The following is a 26,890-nucleotide window of genomic DNA, read 5'->3' as shown; positions in this document are numbered from 1 at the left end:
GACTACTTCGCCTTCGCGATGTCGGTGTCGATCTGCTTCGCGAGCTTGTCCAGACCGGCCTTCAGGTCCTTCTCCGTGCCCTTCTCGAACTGGTAGCCGAAGTCCTGGATGGTGTTCAGGTACGTGGCGCCGTTGACCGCGCCCGCAGCGGTGTTGGACTTCGGGTGCTGGGCGATGTCGATGAAGGTCTTGAACTCCGGCTCGATCTTCAGGTCGGGCGACTTCAGCGCCTCGAAGGTCGACGGCACGTTGTGGATCCCGTTGGAGAACGCCACGACGGCCTTGGTGTCGGTCGTCATGAACTTGATGAGCTCCCACGCGGCGTTCTGCTTCTTGCTCTGCGGGGCGATGCCCATCACCGTGCCGGACAGGTAACCCCTGCCGTACGAGTCCTTCTGGCTGTCCGGGACGGGCATCGGGGCGACACCGATCTTGAACGGGACCTTGGCGTCCTTCGCCATCCCCAGCCGCCACTCGCCGTCCAGCTGCATCGCGACCTGACCGGTGTGGAAGGGATGCTTCGCGCCGAACTCGTCACCGAAGGTGTTGCGGAACTTCTCCAGCTTCTGCAGCCCGCCGAGGTCGTCGACCATCTTCTTCTGCGTGGTGAACATGTCCGCGAACGCCGGGTCCTTGGCGACCTGCGACGTGCCGTCCTTGCCGAAGTACTCCGGACCCCAGGAGCCCAGGTAGTGCTCGGTGGTCGTCTCGTAGCCGTGGAACGCGGGCATGAAGCCCAGCTGCTCGAAACCGTCGCCCTTGGCCTTCGTCAGCGCCTTCGCGGTCGCGGCCAGCTCGGAGTACGTCTTCGGCGGGGCCTTGATGCCGGCCTTCTCGAAGGCGTCCTTGTTGTAGTAGAGGCCGTACGCGTCCGCCAGCAGCGGCAGCGCGCAGCGCTTCCCCTCGAACTGGGTGTAGTCGAGCATGACCTTCGGGAAGGTCTTCTCCAGGTCCAGCTTGGACTTCTCGATGAACGGCGACAGGTCGGCGAAGGCACCCGAGGAGCAGAACTTTCCGATGTTGGACGTGGTGAACGACGACACGACGTCCGGACCCTTGGAACCGCCGCTGCGCAGCGACTGGTTGAGCTTGTCGTCATTGATGTTGCCGACGACGTTGACCTTGATGTTCGGGTGCGCCTTCTCGAAGCGGTCGACGTTCTCCTTGATCGCCTTGACCTCGTTCGGCTGGTTCCACCCGTGCCAGAAGTTGATCGTGGTGCGGGCGTTCGGGTCGTCCTTCGCCGTGTTCTCGGCGGAGCCGGTACAGGCGGTGGCAGCGACGGATATCGCGGCGACGGCGAGGGCGGCGGCGGACAGACGACGGTTTCTGCGCATGACAGGGCTCCCAGGGCAGGACGGGGACACAGGGGGTCGGTACGGGATGCGGGGGTCTTAGCGGGACGAGGTGTCGAACACTTCGTCGCGGGTGGCCTCCAGGGCGCTCTGCAGCGCACCTCTCAGCACGGGGTCCTGCTGGATCTCGCCGATCACCAGACGCGGACGGGGCGCCGCCAGATCGGCCAGCTCCGTCTGTACGAGGGACCGCAGCGGCTCGCCGCCCGCGGCGATCACGGCCCCGGACAGCACGATCAGTTCGGGGTCGAGCACGGCCACCACGGAAGCGAGCCCGGTCGCCAGACGCTGCGCGAACTCCCGCAGCATCCCGGCCAGTTCGGCCTCTCCGGCGGCGGCCCTCGTCAACAGCTCGGTGGCCACCTGCACGGCAGGCTGCTCCGGGGTCTCGTGCCCCAGCCGCTTGGCGATCCGCGGTACGGCGACCGCGCCCGCCAGTTCCTGGAAGCCGCCCCCGTTGGCCTGCGCCACCCGCCGCATCAGCGGGGCGCCGGGCACCGGCAGGAAGCCGACCTCGCCCGCGCCGCCGGTCCACCCGCGGTGCAGCCGGCCGCCGAGGACGAGAGCCGCGCCGAGGCCTCCCTCCGCCCACAGCAGCACGAAGTTCTCGTGGCCGCGTGCCGCACCGAGCCGCTGCTCGGCGACCGCCGCCAGGTTCACGTCGTTCTCGTACACGACCGGCATCGGCAGTACCGCCGCCAGCTCGTCGAGCAGCGTGGGGGAGTGCCAGCCCGGCAGGTGCGAGGCGTACCGCAGCCGTCCGGTGCTCGGGTCGAAGGCGCCGGGCGTGCCGATGACGACCCGGTGCAGGTCGCCCCGCACCAGACCGGCGTCCTGCGCGGCGCCGTCGACCGCCTGCGTCACCTGACGTACGACACCCGTCGACGAGCGTCCGGGGGTGGGCAGTTCGAAGCTGCCGACGGTCTCGCCCGTGAGGCCGGCGACGGCGGCGCGGATACGGTCCGGGGTGACGTCGAGGGCGGCGACGTGGGCGGCGCCCGCGTTCACCGCGTACAGCTGCGCGCTGGGTCCGGGGCGGCCCTCGGTGGTGCCGGTGGCGACGACGAGACCGGCCGCTTCGAGGCGGGCCAGGAGCTGGGACGCGGTCGGCTTGGACAGCCCGGTGAGCTTGCCGATCCGGGTGCGGGAGAGCGGACCGTGGGCCAGCAACAGGTCCAGCGCGGCACGGTCGTTCATCGCGCGCAGGACGCTCGGGGTACCCGGTGTACCAGGCGTTGTGGCCATGATGATGTCACCCGCCTCTCGGCTTCCCGTTCTCCCAACCACGTTGTTAGGAAAGTTTCCTATTCGGTGGGAGGAACGTAAGCGCAGGTGAAAGGGGCGTCAATGGGAAGTGCCCCCGAGGCAACCAAAGCGTTACCTGCGGGGGCACAGAAAGGGGAAATCTTGCGGCGCAAGAGATTTTGCGGCACAAGCGGTTCTTGCGGTACGAAGCCGGGCGTACCGCCGCCTCTTTGAGGAGCGGGCCCGGCGACGGCCGCGGCTTGCCGAGGTTCGGGTTCGCCGACGGCTGCGGCTAAGGCTGGGGCTTGCTGAGGTTCGGGTTCGGCGCGGGGGCCGCCGGGCCGGATCCCGGAGCCGCGCCCGCGGGCGGGATCGGGTTGGACGCCAACGCCTGCGGGGACAGCGGATTGGCCATCGCGGACGGGGCCGCGACACCCGCCGACGGGTCGGCGGGATCCGCTTCGAGGACCGGAACGGGTCCGCCGACGATCCGGATGCCCGCCGTGTCGAAGGCCTGCTTGACCCGCCAGCGCAGCTCGCGCTCCACCCCGAGCGCCTTGCCCGGCATGGTCTTCGCGGACAGCCGCACGATCATCGAGTCCAGCAGGACGGAGTCCAGGCCGAGGACCTCGATGGGGCCCCAGAGCCGCTCGTTCCACGGCTCGGCCTTCGCCATGTCCTCGGCGACCCCCGACAGTACGGTCCTGATGTTCTCCAGGTCCTCCGACGGGCGGACCTGGACGTCGACGCCCGCCGTCGCCCAGCCCTGGCTGAGGTTGCCGATCCGCTTGACCTCGCCGTTGCGGACGTACCAGATCTCGCCGTTGTCGCCGCGCAGCTTGGTGACCCGCAGGCCCACCTCTATGACCTCGCCGGAGGCGACGCCCGCGTCGATGGTGTCGCCGACGCCGTACTGGTCCTCCAGGATCATGAAGACGCCGGACAGGAAGTCGGTGACCAGGTTGCGCGCACCGAAACCGAGCGCCACACCCGCCACACCGGCACTCGCGAGCAGCGGCGCCAGATTGATGTTCAGCGCACCCAGCACCATCAGCGCCGCGGTGCCGAGGATCAGGAACGACGCGACCGAGCGGAGCACGGAACCGATCGCCTCGGAACGCTGGCGGCGGCGCTCCGCGTTGACCAGCAGGCCGCCGAGGGCGGTGCCCTCCACCGCCTGGGCGCTGCTGTTCATGTGCGCTATCAGCTTGGTGATCGTGCGCCGGATCACCGACCGCAGGACGGTGGCGATCACGATGATCAGCAGGATGCGCAGGCCGACGCTCAGCCAGGTGGACCAGTTCTGCTCCACCCAGCTCGCGGCGTTGCCCGCCTTCTCGGCGGCCTCGTCGAACGTGACGGGATCGGCGGGCGGTTCTGCGACCAGTCGGGCGGACCAGGACACCTCGGGCACCTCCATGGAATGTGGCAGACCCACCACACTAACGGGGCAAGGTGGAGGAGCCTGTTGACATCGCGCTGCCGGGGCTGTGGTCCGCGACACCACCGCGGGGCGGTTCCCTCGCGGAGACGCTGTGGTGCAAAACACTCCCGGCCCGTTACCCGGACGTGGTGGCGCCACGACCAGGCATGAGGGGAGACTGGACCCAGATCGTCCCGGCGCGAGCCACGCGCCGCCGGCGTAATAGGAGGCATCCGTGCCGCATGTCCTGGTCCTCAACGCGTCGTACGAGCCCCTCGGCGTCGTACCGCTCCGCCGTGCGCTCGTCCTCGTCCTGGAAAACAAGGCATTCTGCCTGGAGGAGTCCGGCGCCTTCCTGCACAGTGCGACCCGGGCCGTCCCCGCTCCCAGCGTGGTCCGGCTGAAACGGTTCGTAAGGGTCCCCTACCGGGGTCCTGTCCCCCTCACCCGCCGTGCGCTCTTCGCCAGGGACGGCGGGCGCTGTATGTACTGCGGTGGCGTCGCAACCAGCGTCGACCACGTCATTCCGCGCAGTCGCGGCGGACAGCACGCCTGGGAGAACGTGGTGGCGGCCTGCCGCCGCTGCAATCACGTCAAGGCCGACCGGCACCTCATGGAGCTCGGCTGGCGGCTGCGCCATCAGCCCGCCCCGCCGTCCGGCCTTGCCTGGCGCATCATCGGGACCGGGCACCGGGACCCGCGCTGGCTCCCGTATCTGCAACCTTTCGGTGCGGATGACGCCCTGGCCCGGATCGACGGGACTTCGGTAAGAACCGGAGTCGCCTGAGACCGGGACTTTTTTGTCTGTACAGGTATGCCCGTGGGGTTGAGCGACCGCTTAAAGCGGTCGCTCAACCCCACGGGGCATTTCCTGCGCCGTGCCCTGCGCTGTTCCCGCTGCGCTGTTCCCGCGCCGTTTCTGCAATTACGGGGCGACCGCGTACGCCTCCACCGACCACAGCGAATACCCGAACCGGGTCGCCCGCTCGTCGCCCTGCACCCGTACGAACTTCGCGTCCGGCGCATCGAAACGGACCGTCTCCCGGCCGCCCCTGCCGTCCCGCACCGTGGCCGCCGTGCGCCAGCTGCGGCCGTCGGCGGACACCTGGACGCGGTACGCCTTCGCATAGGCGTCCTGCCAGGTAAGGACGACCTGCCCCACCCGCACCGGCTGCGCCAGCTCCAGCTGCCACCACGCCGCAGGACCGGCGGGCGACGACCAACGCGTCCCCGCCCTGCCGTCGGCCGCCGCCGCGGCGGGGAAGTCGGCCGTCTCGTCGCCCGACGACGACGCCCTCCCGGTACGTACGAGATCGGGGCCCGCGGTGCGCGGCGCCGCCCGCACGGTGAGCACCTGCTCCTCGCCGCCGCTGAACGACACCGGGACGCGGTACTCGCCCGCCGGAGTGCCCTTCGCGACCTTGATGTCGAGCGGCACAGCGGCGTCCGTGCCGCGCGGCACGACGGTCGCCTTCGGGGCCACCACCTCGATGCCCTTCGGCGCCTTCGCGACCAGCTCCCCGCGCACCTCGCCGGGCCGCTGCCCGGTCAGCGCCGCCTGCACGCGCGCGGGAGGCCCGCCGATCTCCGCGTCGACCTCCTTGCGGGACAGGGCGAGCCGGGCCTCGGGCTCGTCCGCGAACCACGGCACCATCCGGTGCACCTCCGGCTCCCCGGACGTCCATGCGAGCCGCACCGCGTCCACGCGCGTGCCGCCCACGGTCGTCTGCGTCCAGCCGTCGGCGGTGAGCGCGCCCACCTTCCGCCAGCCCTCGCCGGGCACATGCACCTCCACCGCGGCATCGGTCCGCCCCGGGTCGGTCATCGTCGTCACCGTGGACACCGGCCGCGGATGCTTCAGACGCACCGTGTACGTGCCGGGCCCCCGCGTGACGCTGCCGCCCTCGCGGTCCGCACCGGTCCACGCGGCCCCCTGCCGCACCGCCTTCGACAGGAACGGGTCGAGGACCCCCTTGCCGACCGTCACCCGGGGCGCCTTCAGCGCCGTACGGGAGGCGTCCAGGGCGAGCGACGCACGCCAGGCGCCCGCACCGTCCCCGGCCGCCTGCGCCTGGAGCATGTCGACGGCCCTCTCGCCCGCCACGCCGACCTGCGCGAACCGCTCCATCCAGGGCCGTACTTCGTCGTCGAAAGTGCCCCCTGCGGCCTTGCCGAGGCGCTGCGGGGTCTCCCTCATCACCGTGAACGCGGCCCGCAGCCGCTGCGCCGCCGCGTTCCTCAAAGAGGCGTCGGTGGACGAGCGGGACTTCCAGAACGCGTCGATCAGCGGCCGCAGGTACGCCGACTCGTGCGCCGGGTCCAGGATCGACGAGGCGTGGTTCCCGGCGAACGCACGCATCGCCTCGCGGGCCCCGGCATCGTTGCCCGCGAGGTCGTCGATCGCCGCCTGCCAGGACTCCTGCGGCTGGTAACCGCGCGGGTTCCAGGCGAAGTCGGCGGCCGTGAACAGCGGAATGCGGGACGCGGAGGGCTGCTCCATGGCGTTGGACAGCAGAGCGGCGCTACGGCCCGCCACGGCCGGTTCACGGCCCGTGTAGGGGCCGAGGAAGATGCGGCCGGGCGCGTAGTCGTTGACCGGGTAGTTGTCCATGGTCACCAGCGGGTGGCCGAACGCGCCCCGGGTGGTGACCAGTTCACGCCCGCTGATGGTGCGCGGCACCACGCCGACCCCCGTCCACGCGACCTGCACGCGCGGATCGAGCTCGGTGGCCAGCGCCCGCCGGTAGGCGGTCGCCCCGTCCTGGTAGAACTCGGTCGGCATCAGCGACAGCGGCTCGGCGCCCGGGTGCCGCTCGGAGAGGTGGCGGGCCACCGCGCTCGCCACGCGCGCGTGTGCCTTCGCGGCCGCCTCGGGCCCCGAACCGAACACGTCGGCGTCCTGACCGCAGTGCCACTCGCTGTAGCTGACGTCCTGGAACTGCAGCTGGAAGACCCGCACCCCCAGCGCCCACATCGCGTCCACTTTGCGGGTGAGGGCGCGAACGTCCCGGTCGTCGGACATGCACATCGCCTGCCCCGGAGCCACCGCCCAGCCCAGCGTCACGTGGTTGCGGCGGGCGTGGTCGGCGAGCACCCGGAAGGAAGTCCGCTCGGCGGCCGGGTAGGGCTCGCGCCACAGGGCCTGCCGGTACGGGTCGTCGCCGGGGGCGTACAAGTAACGGTTCTGCTTCGTACGGCTCATGAAGTCGATCTGGGCGAGCCGCTGTTCGGTGCTCCAGGGACGGCCGTAAAAACCCTCCGTCATGCCCCGCACGGCCGTTCCCGGCCAGTCCCGGACGACCACGCCCGCGACACTGCCACCGGCCCCGGCCCCGCCCGCGGCACTGTCGGTGCGCACCAACTGCCGCAGCGTCTGCGCCGCGTGGAACATGCCGTCCGCGCCGACGCCGTCCAGCGCCACCGTGTCGCGCCCCGCGACCTCGCCCACCGCGATCCGGTAACCGCCCTGCGGCAGGTCCGCTCGGGCCGGCGCCCTGAGCGCCTTCAGCACGTCCTCCGCGCCACCCGCCCGTACGACCAGACCGCGCGGCGGCAGCGCCTCGCCCGGCGCCACCTCATAGAGGGTGTGGGCACCGGCGCCCCTGAGCACGCTCCGCAGGGAGTCCACCGCGTACGGGTCGGTGCCCGGCGCGACGACCAGCACCGCCTCGTCACCGACCGGTACGCCGGGCCCGGCGGCCCGCATCGACTGCGGACGCGGCCACACCGGCGGCAGCGGGGCGTCACTGTCGCGGTCCCGTGCGGCGGGGGTGGGGACGTCCGGCGCGGGCGGCGCGGCGGCCGCAACCGGCGCACCGCCGAGCAGACCGCCCATCACGGCGAACGCGACAGCGGTCGCACCCCTCCTGCGCCCCAGCTGCACGCCGTACTCCTCGGTGTTCATCGCTCTGTGACCTACGGGCGCAGAGCCCATCACCCGTCTGCCAAGGGTGTCAATGCGAGCCCGTCGCCGTGTCGCATTTGCCCGCAGAGGTCTGGCGGACAGTCTGCGGCCGTCCGTCCGATTCCTTCAACTTCTTCCTTCACCTCCCGCCCCGGAGCGAACATGTGACCCGAGTCACCTTCGGCGGCCGTAAATGTCTGCGGTTCTGTCCTTTGGGTATGGCTGCTGTAGTCCGCGTCCCCCACCAAGGGAGGCCCTCCGTGGCCGCTTCCGCCCAGCTCCTCCTCTCGGCCCTGTCCAAACAGGTCTCGGGCCCCGACTCAGGTCTCGACGGATCCTGTGCCTGCGGCTGCGCCGAGCCGCCCCTCACGAGCGAACCCCCGCTCGCCGACGCTGCGCCGCTGACCAGTGAGCCGCCGCTCACCGACGCCGCACCCCTCACCAGCGAGCCGACGTCGTACGGAACGGCGGCCGGCACGGAGTACCAGTACCTGGGAGTCTGAATGGCAGCAGAGGGGACGGCGCCGGGAGACCCGGCGCCAGGACCGCTCGCCCGGCTTGCCGCGCTGCACGGCGTCGCCACGTTCTACGCCCCGTCCGAGGACCGCACCGTCCAGGTTCCCGCCGACACCGTCGTCGAGGTCCTCGCCGCCCTGGATGTCGACGCCTCCACGCCGCACGCCGTGGACGCCGCCCTCGCCGCCCATGCCGCTGCCGCCCCGCAACGGCTGCTGCCGCCGACGGTCGTCCTGTGGCGGGACGCCCCGGCCCTCCCGGACGCCCTGACGGCGCTGCCCGAAGGCACCGTCGTACACGTCACCACCGAGCAGGGCGAGACCCGGCAGTGGCCGACGCCGCCACCCGCACACAGCGACGTGCCCGACCTGCCTGACACGTCCGCCGTGCCTGACACGTCCGCCGTGCCTGACACCTCCCCAGTGCCCGCCGCGCCCGCCGCGCCCGCCGCGCCCGCCACGCCCGCCGACCACTGGGGGCAGCTGCCGCTCGGCGTCCACGTGCTGACCGCCCGGCTGCCCGACGGCCGCGGGGCCGCCTGCCACCTCGTCGTCGCCCCCGCGCGCGTGCCCGCACCGCGAGGACCCCGGCACGGCTTCCTCGTACAGCTGTACTCCCTGCTGTCCACCCGCTCCTGGGGCATGGGCGACCTCGGCGACCTCGGCGAGCTGGCCGCCTGGGCGGGGCGCTCGCTCGGAGCCGGGTTCGTCCAGGTCAACCCGCTGCACGCGGCCGTCCCCGGCACACCGACCGACCCGTCCCCCTACCGCCCGGCCTCCCGGCGCTTCCCCGACCCGGTGCACCTGCGGATCGAGGACGTGCCCGAGTTCTCCTACGTCACCGACCCCGCCGACCGGGAACGCCTCGCGGACCTGCTCGGCCGGGCCGCCGCCCTGCGCGACGACGTGCTGAACAAGGGCGCCCTGATCGACCGGGACGCCGTCTGGCACCTCAAGAGGCAGGCCCTGGAGATCCTGTGCGCGCAGCCCCTCGGCCCCGGCCGCCGCGCCGCCTACTGCGACTTCCTGGCCGAGCAGGGCACCGCCCTGGAGGACCACGCCACCTGGTGCGCGCTCGCCGAACTGCACGGCCCCGACCGGCAGAACTGGCCGGGGCACCTCGCCGACCGCGACTCCGCCGACACCTCCCGCGCCCGCACCGAACTCCGCGACCTCGTCGACTTCCACAGCCGGCTCGTCTGGCTCACCGACTGCCAGCTCGCCGACGCCCAGCGGGCCGCCCGCGAGGCCGGCATGGCCGTCGGCATCGTCCACGACCTCGCGGTGGGCGTGCACCCAGGTGGCTCCGACACCTGGGCGCAGGGATACGCCTACGCACCGCGCATGTCCGTCGGCGCACCCCCCGACGCCTTCAACGCCCACGGCCAGGACTGGGGCCTGCCGCCCTGGCGGCCCGACGCCCTCGCCGAGTCCGGCTACGCCCCGTACCGCAGCCTGCTCCGCAACCTCTTGAGGCACGCGGGAGCCGTCCGCATCGACCACGTCATGGGCCTCTTCCGGCTCTGGTGGGTGCCCGAGGGGCACGAACCGGCCGACGGGACGTACGTCCGCTACGACGCCGAGGCCATGCTCGCCGTCCTCGTCCTGGAGGCCGACCGCGCAGGGGCCACCGTCATAGGAGAGGACCTCGGCACCGTCGAGCCGGGCGTGCGCGACGCCCTCGCCGCACGCGGCGTGCTCGGCACCTCCGTGCTGTGGTTCGAGCGCGACTGGGCGGGCACCGGCCGCCCGCTGCCGCCCGGCGCCTGGCGCGAGGGCTGCGTGGCCACCGCCACCACGCACGACCTGCCCTCCACCGCCGCCCGCCTCACCGGCGACCACGTCGCCCTGCGGCACCGGCTGGGGCTGCTCACCCGCCCCCTGGAGCAGGAGCGCGCCGAGGACACCACGGAGGTCACCGACTGGCTCTCGTACCTCACCCGGCTGGGCCTGCTGCCCGAGGGTGCGGGCGGCGAGGAGGCCGCCGTACGGGCCGTGTACCGCTTCCTCTGCGCCACCCCGGCCCGGATGGTCGGCGTGTGGCTGCCGGACGCCGTGGGCGACCGCCGCCCGCAGAATCTGCCCGGCACCTGGGACCAGTACCCGAACTGGCGGCTGCCCCTCGCCGACGCCGAAGGACACCCCCGCACCCTGGAAGAACTGGCCGCCTCGCCCCGCCTCCACGCCCTCATAGAGGTGATCAGGACGGGAGCCGAGGTGCCGCCCGGACCACTTACGGCACCCCCGGGCGCGCGCTCCACTTAGACGTTCGCTACTTTTGCAGCGTGGACAAGAAGAACGCTCTGCGCGCCGGCGCTGTCGCGACCGGTACGACGCTGATGATGCTGCTCCTGTCGTCTCCCGCGCTCGCGGCCGTACGGGACGACGGTGACGACCCGGGCCCCGGCCTGAGCGTCGCCGAGACCCTCGGCCTCTTCGTCGCGGCCCCGATCGGCCTCTTCGTGGTCATCGCCGGCCTGGTGATGGTGCTCGACAAGTCGCGCAAGCAGGTCTGACACCGGATCTCGTTCGTCCGGGAGCTCTTCCGAGAGCATTCCGGGAAGCCTTCCGAGGGCGCCGGCGCCCGTACGCATCGACGTACGGGCCGCCGGCGCCCTCGTTGCGTTGCCCCGCCCTCTCATTCTTCAGTTCTACTGAATAGATTCGTCGAAAACTTTCGATGGACCTGAACAACTCCCCGATGTGACGGTAGATCCCTCACCGAGATCCACCGATCACCTCATGGGGGCAGCGATGGCAGTACTGGACCGCATCCGCACACCGGCGGCACCACCGGGGACCGTGGCGAAGGGCGCGGGCCTCGGCCTCCTCCTCGCCGCCGTCGCCACCGTCGTCTGGTCCGGCAGCTTCGTCACCTCGCGCGCACTGCACGACTCCGTGCCGCCCGTCCAGGCCGCCTTCTGGCGCTGGATCGTCGCCCTCCTCGCCGTCGCCCCCTTCGCCGTCCGCGAGACCTGGCGCCGGCGCGCCCTGCTCCGCAAGCACCTCGGCTTCCTCACCCTCGCCTCGCTGCTCGGCGTCACCGCCTACAACACCCTCGTCAACCAGGCCGGACTCGACACTCCCGCAGGCACCATGGGCATGATCATGGCCGCCTCACCCGTCGTCATGGCGGGGTACGAGCGCCTGGGCGGACAGCGGCTCGGCGCCCGCCGCGTCGTCGGCATGCTGATCGCCTGCGCCGGAGTCCTGCTCCTGGTCGGCAAGGGCTCGCTCACCCTCGGCCTGTCCGTCGGCGCGTTCTGGATGATCGCCGCGGCCCTGTGCTTCGGCTCGTACAGCGCCCTGCTGCGCCGCAAGCCCGCGGAGATCGGCGGACTTGCCTTCCTCTTCGCCACGTTCGTGCTCGGCGCCCTGATGCTGGCACCGGTGTACGGCATCAGCCTCGCCGTCCAGGGCGGCTTCGAGGCCCGCCCCGGCACCGTCGGACCGCTCGTCTACGTCGGAGTGTTCTCCTCCGCCGTCGCCTTCTTCGCCTGGAACAAGGCCGTCGCGCTCATCGGCGCCGCCCGTGCCGGCATCGTCTACTACCTCCAGCCGGTCTGCGTGGCGCTGCTCTCGTACGCGGTCCTGGGCGAGGAGACAGGGCCGCTCCAGGTCCTGTGCGTGGTGCTGATCCTGGGCGGTGTGGTGCTGGGGGCCGCATCGGGCACCGGCAGGAAGACTCAGGGGGCGAGTCGTCAGTAGGTGGGTCGCAGCACCTGTCCCGGCTGGGCCACGGCGGGCGCGATCATCTGCGGCACGGTCACGAAGGTGTACCCCCGTTTCCTCAGCTTCGCGACGATGCCGGGCACCGAAGGGACCGTGCCGCCGTAGATGTCGTGCAGCAGGATGATGCCGTCGCGTTCGGCCTGGGCGAGGATGCGGCTCTCGATGAGCGCCGGGTCGGTCGTCGAGTAGTCCCGGGCGGTGGCGTTCCACAGGACCTGGGTCAGGCCGAGTTCGCGGGCGACGCCGGTGACCATCGGGTTCGTACGGCCCTGCGGCGGGCGCATCAGCGTCGGCGTGACGCCGGAGACCTGCCGGATCGCGTCCTGGGTGCGGGAGAGTTCGCTGCGGACCTCCTCCTCGGTGAAGTGGATGAGGATGCGGTGCGTCCAGGTGTGGTTGGCCAGTTCGTGGCCCTCGCGGTGCATCCGGCGCACGACGTCGGGATGGCGCAGCACGTGCTTCTCACCGAGCAGGAAGAACGTCGCGGGCACCTTCTCCTCTTTGAGGATGTCGAGGAGCTTCGGGGTGTCCCTGCCGGGACCGCCGTCGAAGGTCAGCGCGATGCACTTGGCGACCCGGCAGTCGGGCTTCCCGGAATTCTTCGCGTCGGCCGCCGCCTTCGCGTCTGCGGCCCGGCCCTGGGCGACCCCCGCCTGGAACCTGACCATGTCGGGCGCGTTCGGCTCGACAGAACAGCCGCCCAGCGCAAGAGAGATCACCGCCGCTGCCGCCGCCACCGTCGTACGCCGGGCCCTCATCCGCCGCTTCATGCGCCGACGGTATCGCGGGAATCCGGCGGGAATCCGGCGGGAAGCCGGCGGGAAGCCGGGAGAATCCGGCGGGAATCCGGGAGAAGCCGGGGCCGAAGATTCCGGATAGGTTGCGGTCATGGCCGAGTGGGACATCAAGAAGCTGCGCATCCTGCGGACACTGCGCGACCGCGGCACCGTGACCGCCACCGCCGAGGCGCTGCTGATGACGCCGTCGGCCGTCTCCCAGCAACTCTCCAACCTGGCCAAGCAGCTGAACGTGACCCTTCTTGAGGCACACGGCCGCCGTGTCCGCCTCACCGACGCCGCCCACCTCGTCCTGCGCCACGCCGAAGCCGTCTTCGCGCAACTGGAGCGCGCGGAGGCCGAATTGGAGGGGTACGCACAGGGGGACGCCGGAGAGGTGCGGATCGGGGCGTTCTCGACCGCCGTTCCGGCCCTCGTCGTACCGGCCGTACGGCGCCTGCGCGAGACGCACCCCGGCCTGGACGTACGGGTCAGGGAGGCGGAGGCGGCCGAGGCGTACGAACTCCTCTCCGACGGCGCCGTCGACCTCGCCCTCTCGCTGGCGGCCCACGCGCCCACCGCCCGCGACCCGCAGTTCGCCCGCATCCCGCTCCTGGCCGATCCTCTTGATGTGGCGCTCCCGACGGGCCACGCCCTCGCCACGGCCGCCGGCCTGCGGCTGGCGGACCTCTCCGGCGAGGCATGGATCTTCGGCGGCAGCGGCCCCTGGTCGGAGATCACCACCGCGGCCTGCGAAGCGGCGGGCTTCGTCCCGGAGCAGGCACACAGCGCGGCGGGCTGGACCGCGATCCTCGCCATGGTCGAGGCGGGGATGGGCGTCGCCCTGGTGCCGAGGATGGCCGCGGCGGAACGCCGGGCCGGAGTCGTCATGCGGGTCCTGGAGGCGGACCAGCCCCGGCGGCACGTGGTCGCCGCCGTGCGGCGGGGCGCGGAAGAGGGGGCGGGGGTGGGCCGGGTGCTGGCGGCCCTGCGGGGGATCGCGGCGGAACGGGCGTAACGAAACCCACACCGTTCGCATCTGCTTAAAAGCCTGTGCGGAAACTTTCGATGGACCTGAGGGGTCCCCCGCGCCACAGTCATGGCATGACGACCGACGTGAACGCGACCGCGCACCCCGACGACCCGCACGCCAACGACGCCGCCCCCTACGGCGGAGGCGACCCGTACGCCGACTACCGCGGCGCGGGCGAGTACGCGTTCACCGAGCTCGTCGACCTCGCGGACCGCCGCCTCGGCGCCGGCGTGATCGCCGCCAACGACGAGTTCTTCGCCGAGCGCGAGAACCTCCTGATCCGCGAGCGCGCCGTCTTCGACCCCGAGCACTTCGGCCACAAGGGCAAGATCATGGACGGCTGGGAGACGCGCCGCCGCCGCGGCACGGGCGCCGACCGGCCCTTCCCCGAGCCCGAGGACCACGACTGGGCGATCGTCCGCCTCGGCGCCCCCGGCGTCATCCGCGGCATCATCGTCGACACCGCCCACTTCCGCGGCAACTACCCGCAGCGCGTCAGCATCCAGGCCACCGCCGTCGAGGGCTCCCCGAGCCCCGAGCAGCTCCTGGCGCCGGACGTGAAGTGGGAGGAGATCGTCCCGGCCACCCCCGTGAAGGGGCACGCCGCCAACGGCTTCGAGATCGCCGTCGAGCGCCGCTTCACCCACGTACGCGTCTGCCAGCACCCCGACGGCGGCATCGCCCGCCTGCGCGTGCACGGCGAGGTCGTCCCGGACCCCGAGTGGCTCCAGCTCCTGGGCACCGTCGACCTCGTCGCCGTACAGAACGGCGGCACCTACGAGGACGCGTCCGACAAGTTCTACTCGTCGCCGACCCAGATCATCCTGCCCGGCACCTCCCGCAAGATGGACGACGGCTGGGAGAACCGCCGCCGCCGGGTCCGCGACACCAACGACTGGGTGCGCTTCAAGCTCGTCGCCCAGGGCGCGATCCGCGCCGTCGAGATCGACACCGCGTACCTCAAGGGCAACTCCGCGGGATGGATCGCGCTCAGCGGGCGCAACGGCGACGCCGGCGACTGGTTCGAGATCCTGCCGCGCACCAAGCTGCAGCCCGACACCCTGCACCGCTTCAAGCTCGCCGCGCAGGCCGTCGCCACCCACGTACGCCTCGACGCCTTCCCCGACGGCGGCGTCGCCCGGATGCGCCTGCACGGCGCGGTCACCGAGCAGGGCCAGGCCGAACTCCGCGCCCGTTACGAGGACTTGAGCAACTAGTCCGTCCTGGGCGACCAGCCCATGGCGTCACCCCAGAACGACAGAGGGCCCCGGTGAGTTCACCCGGGGCCCTCCGTCAATTCACCGGCAGACTACGAGCCGGAAGCCGCAGACTACGAGCCGGAAGCCGCAGCGTACGAGCCGGAAGCCGCAGCCTACGAAGCAGCGGCCTCGTCCGCCGCCTGCGCCTTGAGCGCCCGCTCAACGCCCGCCCGCGACTCCGACACCAGCCGCCGCAGCGCCGCACTCGGCTCCGCCGACGCCAGCCAGGCGTCCGTCGCGTCCAGCGTCTCCTGCGAGACCTGCAGGGCGGGGTACAGACCGATGGCGATCTGCTGCGCGATCTCGTGCGAACGCGAGTCCCACACGCCCTTCACCGCCGCGAAGTACTTCTCCGCGTACGGGGCGAGCAGCTCCCGCTGGTCGGTCTGCACGAAGCCGCCGATGACGGCCTCCTGGAGGGAGTTCGGCAGCTTGTCGGACTCGACGACCGACGCCCAGGCCGCCGCCTTCCCCTCGTCCGTCGGACGCGCCGCACGGGCCGAGGTCGCGTGCTGCTTGCCCGCCGAAGTGTTGTCGCGCTCCAGCTCCGCCGCGATCTCGTCCTCGTCCATGACCCCGACGGCGGCGAGACGCCCGACGAACGCCCAGCGCAGATCGGTGTCCACGGCCAGCCCCTCGACCGACTCGGTGCCCTCAAGAAGGCCCCGCAGCAGGTCCAGCTGCTGCGGCGTGCGCGCCGTCGCCGCGAACGCCCGCGCCCACGCCAGCTGGTGGTCGCTGCCAGGCTCGGCGGCCTGGAGGTGGGCGAGGGTCGCCTCGGTCCACTGCGCCAGCCCCGCCTCGCGCCAGGCCGGCGCCGCGTACAGGTCCAGCGCCAGCTTCACCTGACGGTGCAGCGACTGCACGACGCCGATGTCCGACTCCTTCGCGATGCCGGACAGCACCAGCGACAGGTAGTCGCGGGTCGCCAGCTCGCCGTCGCGCGTCATGTCCCACGCGGACGCCCAGCACAGCGCACGCGGCAGCGACTGGGTGAAGTCGCCCAGGTGCTCGGTGACGCACGCGAGGGACGCCTCGTCCAGGCGCACCTTCGCGTACGACAGGTCGTCGTCGTTGAGCAGCACCACCGCCGGGCGCGGACGGCCCACCAGGGCGTCCACGGGGGTCAGTTCGCCGTCGACGTCCAGCTCGATGCGGTCGGTGCGCACCAGCTTGCCCGCACCGTCCAGGTCGTACAGGCCGATCGCGATGCGGTGCGGACGCAGCGTCGAGGAACCCTTGGCGCCGACGGGCAGCGCGGGGGCCTCCTGCTTGACCGCGAAGGACGTGACGACGCCGTCCGCGTCCGTCTCGATCTCCGGGCGCAGGACGTTGATCCCGGCCGTCTGGAGCCACTTCTGCGACCACGTCTTGAGGTCGCGGCCACTCGTCTGCTCCAGGGCGCCGAGCAGATCGCTCAGCTGCGTGTTCCCGAAGGCGTGCGCCTTGAAGTACGACTGCACACCGGCGAAGAACTCGTCCATGCCGACGTACGCCACAAGCTGCTTCAGTACGGAAGCGCCCTTGGCGTACGTGATGCCGTCGAAGTTGACCAGCACGTCGTCCAGGTCACGGATGTCGGCCATGATCGGGTGCGTGGACGGCAGCTGGTCCTGGCGGTACGCCCACGTCTTCATGGAGTTGGCGAAGGTGGTCCAGGAGTGCGGCCACTTCGAACCCTCGGCGTACGCCTGGCAGGCGATCGAGGTGTACGTGGCGAACGACTCGTTCAGCCACAGGTCGTTCCACCACTCCATCGTGACGAGGTCGCCGAACCACATGTGGGCGAGCTCGTGCAGGATCGTCTCGGCACGCGTCTCGTACGCGGCGTCCGTCACCTTCGAGCGGAACACGTACTGGTCGCGGATGGTCACCGCGCCCGCGTTCTCCATCGCGCCCGCGTTGAACTCCGGCACGAAGAGCTGGTCGTACTTCGCGAACGGGTAGTCGTAGTCGAACTTCTCCTGGAACCAGTCGAAGCCCTGCCGCGTGACGGCGAAGATGTCCTCCGCGTCGAGATGCTCGGCCAGCGAGGGACGGCAGTAGATGCCCAGCGGCACGGACTGGCCGTCCTTGCCCTCGTACGACGAGTGCACCGCGTGGTACGGGCCGGCGATCAGCGCCGTGATGTACGTCGAGATGCGCGGCGTGGGCTCGAAGACCCACACGTCGTCCTTCGGCACCTCGGGCGTCGGCGAATTGGAGATCACGGACCAGCCCGCCGGGGCCTTCACGGTGAACTGGAAAGTCGCCTTCAGGTCGGGCTGCTCGAAGCTGGCGAACACCCGGCGCGCGTCCGGCACCTCGAACTGTGTGTACAGATAGGCCTGCTCGTCGACAGGGTCCACAAAGCGGTGCAGGCCCTCACCGGTGTTCGTGTAGGCGCACTCCGCGACGACCTTCAGCTCGTTGGCCCCGCCGCGCAGGGAGGCCAGCGCGATGCGCGAATCGGCGAAGACCGCCTTCGCGTCCAGCGCGGCACCGTTCAGCACGACCTCGTGCACGGCCGGCGCGACCAGGTCGATGAAGCTCGACGCGCCGTCCTCGGCGGACTCGAAGCGCACCGTGGTCACCGAGCGGTACGTACCGCCCTCCTGCGCACCACTGAGGTCGAGCTCGACCTCGTACGCCTCAACCGTGAGCAACCGCGCGCGCTCCTGCGCTTCTTCGCGGGTCAGATTGGTACCGGGCACCCTGTCATCTCCTCGGATCGTGACGTTCCCGGCCATCCTTCCACGGCAGAGGGCCCTCTCGGCAGGGGAATACCGTCCGTGCGCACGCCTGGGCAACAGAATGCGCAAGAGCGGTGACACACGGTTCCCCGGTGTCACCGCCCTTACGTACGAGAGGTGCGTCAGCTCAGTGCGAGGGGCTGCGCCAGCCCTGCGAGGGGCTGCGTCAGCCCTGCGAGGGGCTGCGTCAGCCCTTCAGCTCCGCCGCGACCAGCTCCGCGATCTGTACCGCGTTGAGCGCGGCACCCTTGCGGAGGTTGTCGCCGGAGAGGAAGAGCGCGAGGCCGTTGTCGACGGTCTCATCGACGCGGATGCGGCCCACGTACGACACGTCCTGGCCCGCCGCCTCAAGAGGCGTCGGAATCTCGGAGAGGGCCACGCCGGGGGCGCCGCCGAGCAGCTCGTACGCGCGCTCCACGCTGAGCGGTCGCTCAAATCGCAGATTGACCTGGAGCGAGTGGCCGGAGAAGACCGGGACGCGCACGCACGTGCCGGAAACCTTCAGTTCGGGAATCTCCAGGATCTTGCGGGACTCGTTGCGGAGCTTCTGCTCCTCGTCCGTCTCGAACGAACCGTCGTCGACGATGCTGCCCGCGAGGGGGAGCACATTGAAGGCGATCGGCTTCTTGTAGACGTTCGGCTCGGGCAGCTCGACCGTGCCGGCGCCGTGCGTCAGCTCGGCCGCCTGCTCGACGATCTTCTTGACCTGGCCGTCGAGCTCGGCGACACCGGCCAGACCCGAGCCGGAGACGGCCTGGTAGGTGGTGGCGATCAGCGCGGTCAGCCCGGCCTCGTCGTGCAGCGGACGCAGCACCGGCATCGCGGCCATCGTCGTGCAGTTCGGGTTGGCGATGATGCCCTTGGGGCGGTCCGCCACCGCGTGCGGGTTGACCTCGGAGACGACGAGGGGGACCTCGGGGTCACGGCGCCACGCGGAGGAGTTGTCGATCACGACGGCGCCCTGGGCGGCGACCTTCTCGGCGAGCGCCTTGGAGGTGGAGCCACCGGCGGAGAAGATCACGATGTCCAGGCCCGTGTAGTCGGCCGTCGAGGCGTCCTCGATGGTGACCGGCTTGCCGTCCCACTCCAGGGTGCTGCCGGCGGAGCGCGCCGAGGCGAACAGCCGCAGCTCCGTCACCGGGAACTTCCGCTCCGCCAGGATCCGCAGCACAACTCCGCCGACCTGACCGGTGGCTCCGACGATTCCGACCCTCACGGTGACTCCTCAGTCCTCAGTGTGCAGGTGCGACGACCTGCGGCGTTGGCACCCATGATGCGGGAGGTGCTGTCCGCCTTGTCCAATCGATTGTCCGAAGTACGGGACACCGGGCCCCTGCCCCGGCCATGCTCTGGCCATGTCTGTGACAAAGAACAAGTGGACACCCACCCACGGCGACCCCTACCGGCCGGTGCCCTACACCCCCGAACGGATGGACGCGGCCGAATCCCTGGCCCGCGCCGCCGAGCTCCGCGCGCGCATGGACGAGCGCCGCACCGTACGGCAGTTCTCCACCGACCCCGTCCCCGACCAGGTGATCCGCGACGCCATCGCGTGCGGCGCGACCGCCCCCTCGGGCGCCCACCAGCAGCCCTGGACCTTCGTACTCGTCAAGGACCCGGACGTACGGCGCCGGATCCGCGAGGCCGCCGAGGAGGAGGAGCAGATCTCCTACGAAGGCCGGCTCGGCGAGGAGTGGCTCGACGCGCTGCGCCCGCTCGGCACCGACGAGGTCAAGCCGCACCTCACCGACGCACCCGGCCTGATCGTCGTCTTCCAGCAGCGCTACTGGCTCGCCGAGGACGGCACCAAGCACAAGCACTACTACGTGGACGAGTCCGTCGGCATCGCGGTCGGCATGCTGCTGTCCGCCCTGCACCTCTCCGGCCTCGCCGCACTCATCCACACCCCGAGCCCCATGCGCTTCCTCTCCGAGGTGCTGGGCCGCCCGGTCAACGAGAAGGCGTTCGCGGTGATCCCGGTCGGCTACCCGGCGGACGGCTGCGTCGTACCCGATCTCGTACGGAAATCGCTGGACCAGGTAATGATCGAGATCTGACCGGCGCAGGTACGAGGAAACGCGGCTGCGAGGAAACGCGGCTGCGAGGAAACACGGCTGCGAGGAAACGCAGGGTTCGAGGAAACGCAGGGTTCGAGGAAACGCAGAAACGAGGAAGGGGCGGGCCGGTGAAATCCCGGCCCGCCCCTCACTTCACGTGCGCCTCAAAGAGGTTACGGAGTGACCTTGTCGATCTGGACGCTGCCCTTGCCCGCAGCAGTGCCGCGCGCGTTCAGCAGCTGGACCTCGCCGAAGAACTGGCGTCCTTCCGGAGCCGCACCGCCGACCTTCACCTCGGCCTTGACCTGCGCCGAAGCACCGTTGGCGAGCTGCACGGTCTTCGTCTCGTCGGCCGTGACCGAGCCGAGCGACGGCGAGAAGAACACGTCCCGGTAGTCGTACGTGGTCGTCCCCGACGGGATCGAGTAGCCGTCCACGACGATCGTGTACGTACCGGCGGCGGGCTTGACGAGGCTGACGGACTCCTCCGAGTCGCCCTTCGCCGACTTGCCGACCTCGACGCCGTCCTTGAGGACCAGCAGGTCCAGGTCGGCCTTGACGTCCGAGACCTTGCCGATGGCGATGTCAAGGCGCTCGGCGCCCGCACCGATGACGACCGTGCTCTCCTGCGACTCACCCTGCTTGATGCTCGGCTTGGCGATCTTCGCGGAGCCCAGCGGGCCGCCCTTCAGCTTGCCCTCCAGCGCGGCGAAGTTGTTGGTGACCTTCCACTCGACGGGGGCCGGGGTACCGGCCTTCGCCTCGGAGACGACGTTGACCGCCGGGTCGAATTCCGAGCCGAGGACCGTCACGTCGAGCGTGTACGGGTTGTCCAGGAGCGGCGACGTACGGCGCGCCTCGACCTCGATCTCCCAGACGCCCGCCGCCGGGTCCGCGTACGAGCGGACGTCGGGACGGCAGGTGTTGGCCGGGTTGTTGTAGTTCGGGTAGCAGCCCGTCGTCGCCGTCGGGTCCGACGGCACGCCGTACGGGTGGATCGAGATGAACCGGGTCTGGCTCTTCCCGGTGAGCCCGCCCATCGCCACCTCAAGGGACTTCGCGCCCTTGGGGACGTTCACGAAGTACGAGATGTGGCTGTTGCGCTGCACCGAGCCGGACTTCTTCAGCGTGTACGACGGCTTCAGCAGCTCGTCGGAGGCGACGACCGTGGTGAGGATCTGCTTGTCGATGCCCTCGGTGGCCTTGTCGGACACCTCCAGGACCGCACTGTGGATGCCGCCGGCGCGGGGCTGCGCGGAGACCTTGACGGTGACCGGCTGGTTCAGCGGCAGCTGCACGACGTCATTGCCGACGATCTTGAAGGTGCCGTCGTTGTTCTCGAAGTGCAGCTCGTGGCGGACGGCGCCGGCCGGGCCCGTGGTGCGGGTGACCGTGATGTCGTACGTCTTCTTCTGGCCGACCTTCAGACCACCCTCGCGGTCGTACAGACCGGTTCCGAAGCCGGGGGTCTTCAGGGCCTCGTCGATCGCGGTGTCGACCGGGGCCTTCACCGTGTACTCGTGCGCGGTCGCGCCCTTCTTCAGGGACTTCCACGCGTCGACGATGTTGATGAGGCCGGCGCCCTGCTCGTGGGCCTGCGCCCCCTTGATGTGGTCCGCCTGGCTGACCAGTGCCGTCCGCAGCTTCGCGGGCGTCAGGTCGAGCCCCGACTGCTTGGCGGCCGAGATCAGCAGCGCCGAGGCGCCCGCTGCCTGCGGGGACGCCATCGAGGTGCCCTGCAGCATCTGGTAACCGGCCGGCAGCGGGTAGCCCGCCTCGGCGACCGGGCCGCCGGGCAGCCAGGTCTGCGTGGTGTTGATCGAGGCGCCGGGCGCGGTGATCGTCGGCGCGAAACCGCCGTCCTCGCGCGGGCCGCGCGAGGAGAACGGCATCATCGCGTACTTGGTGCTCACCGCGGAGCCGTAGTTGGCGGCCCAGGTCTCCTTGGAGATGGACGCGCCGACCGAGATCACCTTGTCGGCCAGAGCGGGGTCACCGATGGTGTTCGTACCCGGGCCGCTGTTTCCGGCCGAGATGACCAGCTGCACACCGTAGGTGTCGATGAGGCGCGTGTAGAGCTCGGCGCGCGCGTTGTTGCCGTCGTTCAGGGCGGGCAGGCCGCCGATCGACATGTTGACGATGTCGACGCCGCGGTTCTTGACGAGGTCGGACATGCCCTCGAAGAGCGCGACGTTGGTGCAGCCGCCGCTCCAGGTGCAGGCGCGCGAGGAGACCAGCTTGGCGCCGGGCGCCGCGCCGTTCATCTTGCCGCCGAAGAGGCTGTTGGCGGCGGTGATGCCGGCGACGTGGGTGCCGTGCTCGCTCTCGATGACGCCGATGTTCACGAAGTCGGCCTTCGCGCCGGCCGCGTTGTACTCGACGTCCTTGCGGGTCTCGACGACGAACGGAATCCGCTCCGCGACGTCCGTGGCCGGGTCGTCCTTGCCGAAGTAGCCGACCTGGAACTTGTCCTTGTACGGGCTCATCGCGACCTCGTCGGCGAAGTCGCCGTCGTTGTCGAGGTCCACCCGGACGGTCCCGGTCGCCGGGTCGTACAGCACGCCCCACACGTCGGTGGTGTCGCCGTCCCGGTTCAGGTCGCCCTTCATGTCGCCACCGGTGGTGGCGGCCTCGCGGAAGACGTTGAACTTGTACGTGCCCGCGGGCGCCGTCCAGGTCTTGCCGGACGCGGTGAAGGTCGGCCCGCTGACCTCGGTGATCATCGCCCGCCAGGTGGCGTCGCCGTCGGCGACCGGGTCGGTGGCGGTCACCCAGTCGACGATCTTGCGCTCGCCGGTGGTGGTCTTCTGCAGCGCCGGGTGCCCCAGGTCGATGCCGGAGTCCAGGACGCCGATGGTGACGCCGCGGCCGTCCGCCTTTGGGTTCTGCTTCACGAACTTGACGGCGCCCGTCTCGAAGGACGGGTTGTACGGGTTCTCGGCGGGGGTGTCCTTCCCCGGCGCCGGGTACGTTCCCGCGGCCTTGGCGGCCCCGCGGGCGCCGTCCGCCCGGTCCCCGGAGGGTGTCGGGTCGTCCAGCTTGATCTCCTGCTTGAGATCGATGGCCTGCACGCTCGCGAGCTTGGTGGCCGCCTTCAGCGCCGCCTCCGCCTTCGCGGTGGGCAGCGTCGCCCGTACGTAACCGAGCTTGTCGTCCGTGCGGCCGACGAGCGCGCCCTGTACGTCACCGAGCTGCTCGGCGACCTGCTCGGTGGCTCCCGGAGCGGTCGCCACCATCACGGTGACGTCCTTGGCCCCGGCGGCCTGCGCCTTGGCGAGCAGCTCCGTGTCCGTGCTGCCGAGCTTGGCCTCGGCCGACTTCGGGGCCGGGGGAGTGGGGTCGGGCGTACCGGCCGCGAAGGCGGGCAGCGGCGCGGTCGCACACAGCGCGGCCACGAGCGAGGCGGCGAAGGCTATTCGCGCGGTACGTCTGACGCCCGCGCGGGGCGCGGACGACTGGGGGGTGGCGGTCATGTGCATCCCTGAATGTGAAGGATCTGGAAGAAGTCAGGACAGAAAAGGTCCGGATTTCGGTGTCCAATGACCGGTCAGCATGTCGCAAGTGACAGTTGTTTGGGGAGAGTTGACCGGGGCGGATTGTGACCGTGGCACACATCCGCCACTGGCCGCCTTCCGCCACCGGGCGCGAGAGGGGTCGACTTCTGGCGTCCAAAGCGCAATCCACAGCCCGGACGCCTAGCCTCTGCAGATGAACGCAGAGCTGAGAGTCGCTGCCTACGCCGTGTGCGTACAGGACGAGAAGGTGCTGTTGGCCCGCTGGGTGGCCAGGGACGGAGCCAAGCGGTGGACGCTGCCCGGCGGCGGCCTCGAACACGGCGAGGACCCTCTCGAAACGGTCGTCCGCGAGGTCGACGAGGAGACCGGCTACAGAGTCGAACCCCTCTCGCTCCTCGGCCTCGACTCCATCCGCCGCCGCTACCCGCGCCGGCTCGGCTCCTTCGCGGACTTCCAGGGACTGCGGATCGTGTACGAGGCGGAGATCGTGGGCGGCGAGCTCCGCCACGAGACCGGCGGCTCCACGGACCTCGCGGCCTGGCACCGCCTCGACGCGGTGGAGGAACTCGACCGGGTCGAGCTCGTCGACACCGGCCTCGCACTCTGGCGCACCCGGCCGGCGACGGGCCGGGCCGCCCCACCACCGCACCGCACCTGACCGGTACGCCCGGCCCCGCACCGCACCTGACCGGTACGCCCGGTCCCCGGGCCCCTGTCCCCGGGAATGGCCGGAAGTGGATCAACCAGGGAGGGGTGGGGCAACCCTGCTGCCCCACCCCCGGGTCATCTCCCGCGACGCGCCGCCGCACTCATCGCCCGGCCCGCACCCGACCCAGCAGGGGAACCAGATGCCCGTACGCACCACCCGCAACGCGCTCCTCGCCGCTCTCGCCGCCGCAGCCGTCCTCGGCGCCGGCACCCTCTCCACCGCGCAGGCCGGCGAACGTACCGCCGGTGACCCCCACGCCCGGACCCGTGCCGCCGTCGACGCCCTGGTGCAAGGCGGGGCGCCCGGCGTTGTCGCCCGTACCGAAGGGCCCGGCGGGTCCCGGGCCTGGACGGACACCGCCGGGGCAGGCGACCTCACGACGGGGCGGGAGCGTGGTGCGCAGGACCGGTTCCGGATCGGGTCGCTCACCAAGACGTTCGTCGCGACGGTGATGCTCCAGCTGGAGTCCGAGGGGAAGCTCAGCCTCGACGACAAGGTCGGCAAGTGGCTGCCCGGCGTCGTCAGCGGCCACGGCCACGACGGCGGGAAGATCACTCTGCGCCAGGTGCTCCAGCACACCAGCGGCATCCACGAATACACCACCGACCCGGAGTTCGCCCGTCAGCGGATGGGCGTCGGATTCCTGGAACACCGCTACGACTCGCTCTCCGGGCGCCAGCTCGTCGAGGTCGCCATGAAGCACGCCCCCGACTTCGAGCCCGGCAAGAAGTGGCAGTACTCCAACACCAATTACATCCTCGCCGCCCTGGTCGTCGAGAAGGCGACCGGCCGCTCGTACGCGAGCGAGATCGAGCGGCGCATCATCCGCCCCCTCAAGCTGCGTGCCACCTCCGTCCCGCGCGAGGAGACCCGGCTGCCGCAGCCCAGCAGCCGCGCGTACACCACGTTCTCCGACCCGGCCGCCACGAAGAAGTACGACATCACCGAGTACAACCCGTCTCTCGCGGGTGCGGCGGGCGCCATGGTCTCCAGCACCGCCGACCTCAACCGCTTCTACCGCGAACTGCTCACCGGCAAGCTCCTGCCGAAGCGGCAGCTCAAGGAGATGACGACCACCGTCCCGGTCAGCGACCAGCTCCCCGGCACGGGCTACGGGCTCGGCCTCCTCAAGCAGACGCTGTCCTGCGGCAAGGAGGTCTGGGGCCACACCGGCGGCATCCACGGTTCGATCACCGAGGCGGGCACGACCAGGGACGGCCGGCAGTCCCTCGCCCTGAACCTCAACGGCGACTGGAGCGGCGCCACGGGCTCGGTGTTCGAAGCCGAGTTCTGCACCAAGTAGCAGCCCCGCAGGGGGAATCACCGGGCCAAGTCACCTGGGCAGGACGACCACATAGGCGGCCGGGTCGTGGTCCACGGACGCCATCAGCGCCGTCCGCAACACGGCCGCCTGCTGGTCCATCGCCTCGCGCAGCTTCTTCGGCGTGAGGTGGACGACCGTGATGCCGAGCCGCTCCAGGTGCTCCCGCTTGCGCGCGTACTGCGACCAGAGCCGGTCCTCGTCCTGGCGCGGCGCCCGGGTGTCCAGCTCGACGGCCACCGACTGGTCCGGCCAGAACGCGTCCACACCGCCCAGGTGCGGGCCGCCCGGCAGCCTCAGGTCCACGTTCCACAGCGGGTCCGGCAGCCCGAAGCAGCGCACCATCTCGTACAGCCGCTCCTCGGCGGCCGACCGGCTCTCGGCCAGGATCGACTGCACGGCGTCCCGCACGTGCGGCCTCGTCAGCAGCTGGGCCATGTTCAACTCCCGTACGAGCGCGGCAGGTTCGCAGTGGCCGTTGCCCACGGCCTCGGTCAGCAGATGCCGCACCGTGTCCACGTCCGTCAGGTGTGCCACCGCGTCGGAGACCGCCCGAGCGACCGGGGCCACCGGCAGCCCGGTGATGATCTGGGTGCCGGGCAGCGCGTGCGCCCGCACGATCCGTACGCACCCGGTGGAACGCAGCCGCCGTGTCCTGGGCACCATGACGTCGATCTGCGCCAGCGCCGGCAGCGGCGGCGCGGAGGAGAACCGGTGCAGGGCGAGGGCCGCGAGCCCGGTGACGACCGCCTCGCTGTCGTCCCGCCCGGGACGCCCCGCGTACAGCAGCGCCGCGTGCAGCCGCTCCTCGCTGGTCGGCGGACCCTGGTGCAGTACGAACACCCCCGGCAGCAGCTGCTGCCACGGCCCGCCGGGCCCGCACTGCGAGGACGCCTTGGCCGCCGTCACCCCGTACTCCCGCAACTGGGCAGTCGTCAGAACCCGCCGCTGCACGTCGGCGAGACGGCTGGGGGAGGGCGTACGGGGAGACGTGGCGGAAGAGGCGGCTGGGGCGGCCGGGGCGGCGGAGGAGACCGGGGTGGCAGGGGCGGCCGGGGCGGCGGGGGATTCGAGGCGGGCGGAACCGGTGCGCGGCTGCGGGGCGATGTGCACCTGCGGGGCCGTCGGCTCCTGCGCGGCGCTCTCGGCCTGCGGGGTGCCCTGCGCCTGGGGGTGCGTGTCGTTGTTCATGCCGAGGGCTTGCCCGCGCCGACCCCCGCCTCTAACCGCTGTTACAGTCCCGTCGACATTCCGGGACAACCCCGCCCTAAAGTACGGCTGTTCGACTGCCGAGCAGTGCCCGGAAAAAACCCC

The 26,890-nt window shown here is 71.0% G+C and carries 19 protein-coding genes; 10 read left to right on the top strand and 9 right to left on the bottom strand.

What is annotated here, in order from left to right:
- Window positions 1-2: 2 nt before the first annotated feature.
- From AB0D18_RS01720 to AB0D18_RS01710, 3 genes are all read right to left on the bottom strand, one after another.
- Window positions 3-1,337: an ABC transporter substrate-binding protein gene (locus tag AB0D18_RS01720; protein WP_362411005.1), complete on the bottom strand. Its 1,335-nt coding sequence runs from the start codon at window positions 1,335-1,337 to the stop codon at window positions 3-5.
- 57 nt (window positions 1,338-1,394) lie between these two features.
- Complete coding sequence (locus AB0D18_RS01715) at window positions 1,395-2,600, bottom strand: ROK family transcriptional regulator (RefSeq protein ID WP_362411002.1); 1,206 nt, start codon at window positions 2,598-2,600, stop codon at window positions 1,395-1,397.
- 292 nt (window positions 2,601-2,892) lie between these two features.
- Entirely contained in the window at window positions 2,893-4,020 is a 1,128-nt protein-coding gene (locus AB0D18_RS01710; RefSeq protein WP_362410999.1) for a mechanosensitive ion channel domain-containing protein, read from the bottom strand.
- 238 nt (window positions 4,021-4,258) lie between these two features.
- On the opposite strand from AB0D18_RS01710, the gene AB0D18_RS01705 reads away from it, so the two are divergent.
- The gene (locus tag AB0D18_RS01705) at window positions 4,259-4,810 is read left to right on the top strand and encodes an HNH endonuclease (RefSeq protein ID WP_362410996.1); all 552 of its coding nucleotides are present in this window, start codon (window positions 4,259-4,261) and stop codon (window positions 4,808-4,810) included.
- 138 nt (window positions 4,811-4,948) lie between these two features.
- On the opposite strand, the gene AB0D18_RS01700 is transcribed toward AB0D18_RS01705, so the two are convergent.
- On the bottom strand, window positions 4,949-7,906 hold the full coding sequence (locus AB0D18_RS01700) for a beta-N-acetylglucosaminidase domain-containing protein (RefSeq protein ID WP_362412108.1): 2,958 nt from the start codon (window positions 7,904-7,906) through the stop codon (window positions 4,949-4,951).
- A gap of 281 nt (window positions 7,907-8,187) precedes the next feature.
- Here AB0D18_RS01700 and AB0D18_RS01695 point away from each other — a divergent pair, with 281 nt between their 5' ends.
- From AB0D18_RS01695 to AB0D18_RS01680, 4 genes are all read left to right on the top strand, one after another.
- The gene (locus AB0D18_RS01695; protein ID WP_362410994.1) at window positions 8,188-8,430 is read left to right on the top strand and encodes a hypothetical protein; all 243 of its coding nucleotides are present in this window, start codon (window positions 8,188-8,190) and stop codon (window positions 8,428-8,430) included.
- Window positions 8,431-10,707, top strand: a complete 2,277-nt coding sequence (malQ, locus tag AB0D18_RS01690; RefSeq protein ID WP_362410991.1) for a 4-alpha-glucanotransferase — start codon at window positions 8,431-8,433, stop codon at window positions 10,705-10,707.
- Between the two features lie 20 nt (window positions 10,708-10,727).
- Entirely contained in the window at window positions 10,728-10,958 is a 231-nt protein-coding gene (locus AB0D18_RS01685; protein WP_266653888.1) for a hypothetical protein, read from the top strand.
- Window positions 10,959-11,196: 238 nt separating this feature from the next.
- Window positions 11,197-12,150 carry an EamA family transporter gene (locus AB0D18_RS01680; protein WP_362410988.1) on the top strand — a complete coding sequence of 318 codons (954 nt, stop codon included), beginning with the start codon at window positions 11,197-11,199 and terminating at the stop codon, window positions 12,148-12,150.
- Here AB0D18_RS01680 and AB0D18_RS01675 read toward each other — a convergent pair.
- Window positions 12,144-12,944 carry a polysaccharide deacetylase family protein gene (locus AB0D18_RS01675; protein WP_362410985.1) on the bottom strand — a complete coding sequence of 267 codons (801 nt, stop codon included), beginning with the start codon at window positions 12,942-12,944 and terminating at the stop codon, window positions 12,144-12,146. The genes AB0D18_RS01680 and AB0D18_RS01675 overlap by 7 nt on opposite strands.
- A gap of 118 nt (window positions 12,945-13,062) precedes the next feature.
- Between AB0D18_RS01675 and AB0D18_RS01670 the strand changes: the two genes are divergently transcribed.
- Together AB0D18_RS01670 and alc are read left to right on the top strand one after the other, a co-directional pair.
- On the top strand, window positions 13,063-13,968 hold the full coding sequence (locus AB0D18_RS01670; protein WP_362410982.1) for a LysR substrate-binding domain-containing protein: 906 nt from the start codon (window positions 13,063-13,065) through the stop codon (window positions 13,966-13,968).
- An 86-nt stretch (window positions 13,969-14,054) separates the two neighbouring features.
- Entirely contained in the window at window positions 14,055-15,200 is a 1,146-nt protein-coding gene (alc, locus tag AB0D18_RS01665) for an allantoicase (protein WP_362410980.1), read from the top strand.
- A 155-nt stretch (window positions 15,201-15,355) separates the two neighbouring features.
- Here the strand turns inward: alc and pepN are convergent, their stop codons facing one another.
- Window positions 15,356-17,935, bottom strand: a complete 2,580-nt coding sequence (gene pepN, locus AB0D18_RS01660) for an aminopeptidase N (RefSeq protein ID WP_362410977.1) — start codon at window positions 17,933-17,935, stop codon at window positions 15,356-15,358.
- Window positions 17,936-18,161: 226 nt separating this feature from the next.
- Entirely contained in the window at window positions 18,162-19,190 is a 1,029-nt protein-coding gene (locus tag AB0D18_RS01655) for an aspartate-semialdehyde dehydrogenase (protein ID WP_362410974.1), read from the bottom strand.
- A 139-nt stretch (window positions 19,191-19,329) separates the two neighbouring features.
- On the opposite strand from AB0D18_RS01655, the gene AB0D18_RS01650 reads away from it, so the two are divergent.
- Complete coding sequence (locus AB0D18_RS01650) at window positions 19,330-20,031, top strand: nitroreductase family protein (RefSeq protein ID WP_362410971.1); 702 nt, start codon at window positions 19,330-19,332, stop codon at window positions 20,029-20,031.
- Between the two features lie 173 nt (window positions 20,032-20,204).
- Here AB0D18_RS01650 and AB0D18_RS01645 read toward each other — a convergent pair whose 3' ends face one another.
- Window positions 20,205-23,504 carry a S8 family serine peptidase gene (locus AB0D18_RS01645; protein WP_362410968.1) on the bottom strand — a complete coding sequence of 1,100 codons (3,300 nt, stop codon included), beginning with the start codon at window positions 23,502-23,504 and terminating at the stop codon, window positions 20,205-20,207.
- Window positions 23,505-23,739: 235 nt separating this feature from the next.
- Between AB0D18_RS01645 and AB0D18_RS01640 the strand changes: the two genes are divergently transcribed.
- Together AB0D18_RS01640 and AB0D18_RS01635 are read left to right on the top strand one after the other, a co-directional pair.
- Window positions 23,740-24,204: an NUDIX hydrolase gene (locus AB0D18_RS01640; RefSeq protein ID WP_362410965.1), complete on the top strand. Its 465-nt coding sequence runs from the start codon at window positions 23,740-23,742 to the stop codon at window positions 24,202-24,204.
- Between the two features lie 190 nt (window positions 24,205-24,394).
- Window positions 24,395-25,558 carry a serine hydrolase domain-containing protein gene (locus AB0D18_RS01635; protein ID WP_362410962.1) on the top strand — a complete coding sequence of 388 codons (1,164 nt, stop codon included), beginning with the start codon at window positions 24,395-24,397 and terminating at the stop codon, window positions 25,556-25,558.
- 30 nt (window positions 25,559-25,588) lie between these two features.
- Here the strand turns inward: AB0D18_RS01635 and AB0D18_RS01630 are convergent, their stop codons facing one another.
- A complete protein-coding gene (locus tag AB0D18_RS01630; RefSeq protein WP_362410960.1) occupies window positions 25,589-26,767 on the bottom strand; it encodes a hypothetical protein in 1,179 nt (392 codons plus the stop codon).
- Window positions 26,768-26,890: the final 123 nt, after the last annotated feature.

Origin of the sequence: Streptomyces sp. NPDC048442 (assembly GCF_040651475.1) — a bacterium.
In the GTDB taxonomy this organism is placed as follows: domain Bacteria; phylum Actinomycetota; class Actinomycetes; order Streptomycetales; family Streptomycetaceae; genus Streptomyces.
Note: the sequence above shows the minus strand (reverse complement) of the source record. Positions and strands in the feature narration are given on the sequence as shown.

Coding starts and splice junctions, on each gene's coding strand:
- AB0D18_RS01720 (WP_362411005.1), bottom strand. CDS start 1,337: ATGCGCAGAAACCGTCGTCTGTCCGCCGCCGCCCTCGCCGTCGCCGCG.
- AB0D18_RS01715 (WP_362411002.1), bottom strand. CDS start 2,600: ATGGCCACAACGCCTGGTACACCGGGTACCCCGAGCGTCCTGCGCGCG.
- AB0D18_RS01710 (WP_362410999.1), bottom strand. CDS start 4,020: ATGGAGGTGCCCGAGGTGTCCTGGTCCGCCCGACTGGTCGCAGAACCG.
- malQ (WP_362410991.1), top strand. CDS start 8,431: ATGGCAGCAGAGGGGACGGCGCCGGGAGACCCGGCGCCAGGACCGCTC.
- AB0D18_RS01680 (WP_362410988.1), top strand. CDS start 11,197: ATGGCAGTACTGGACCGCATCCGCACACCGGCGGCACCACCGGGGACC.
- AB0D18_RS01675 (WP_362410985.1), bottom strand. CDS start 12,944: ATGAAGCGGCGGATGAGGGCCCGGCGTACGACGGTGGCGGCGGCAGCG.
- AB0D18_RS01670 (WP_362410982.1), top strand. CDS start 13,063: ATGGCCGAGTGGGACATCAAGAAGCTGCGCATCCTGCGGACACTGCGC.
- alc (WP_362410980.1), top strand. CDS start 14,055: ATGACGACCGACGTGAACGCGACCGCGCACCCCGACGACCCGCACGCC.
- AB0D18_RS01650 (WP_362410971.1), top strand. CDS start 19,330: ATGTCTGTGACAAAGAACAAGTGGACACCCACCCACGGCGACCCCTAC.
- AB0D18_RS01645 (WP_362410968.1), bottom strand. CDS start 23,504: ATGACCGCCACCCCCCAGTCGTCCGCGCCCCGCGCGGGCGTCAGACGT.
- AB0D18_RS01640 (WP_362410965.1), top strand. CDS start 23,740: ATGAACGCAGAGCTGAGAGTCGCTGCCTACGCCGTGTGCGTACAGGAC.
- AB0D18_RS01635 (WP_362410962.1), top strand. CDS start 24,395: ATGCCCGTACGCACCACCCGCAACGCGCTCCTCGCCGCTCTCGCCGCC.
- AB0D18_RS01630 (WP_362410960.1), bottom strand. CDS start 26,767: ATGAACAACGACACGCACCCCCAGGCGCAGGGCACCCCGCAGGCCGAG.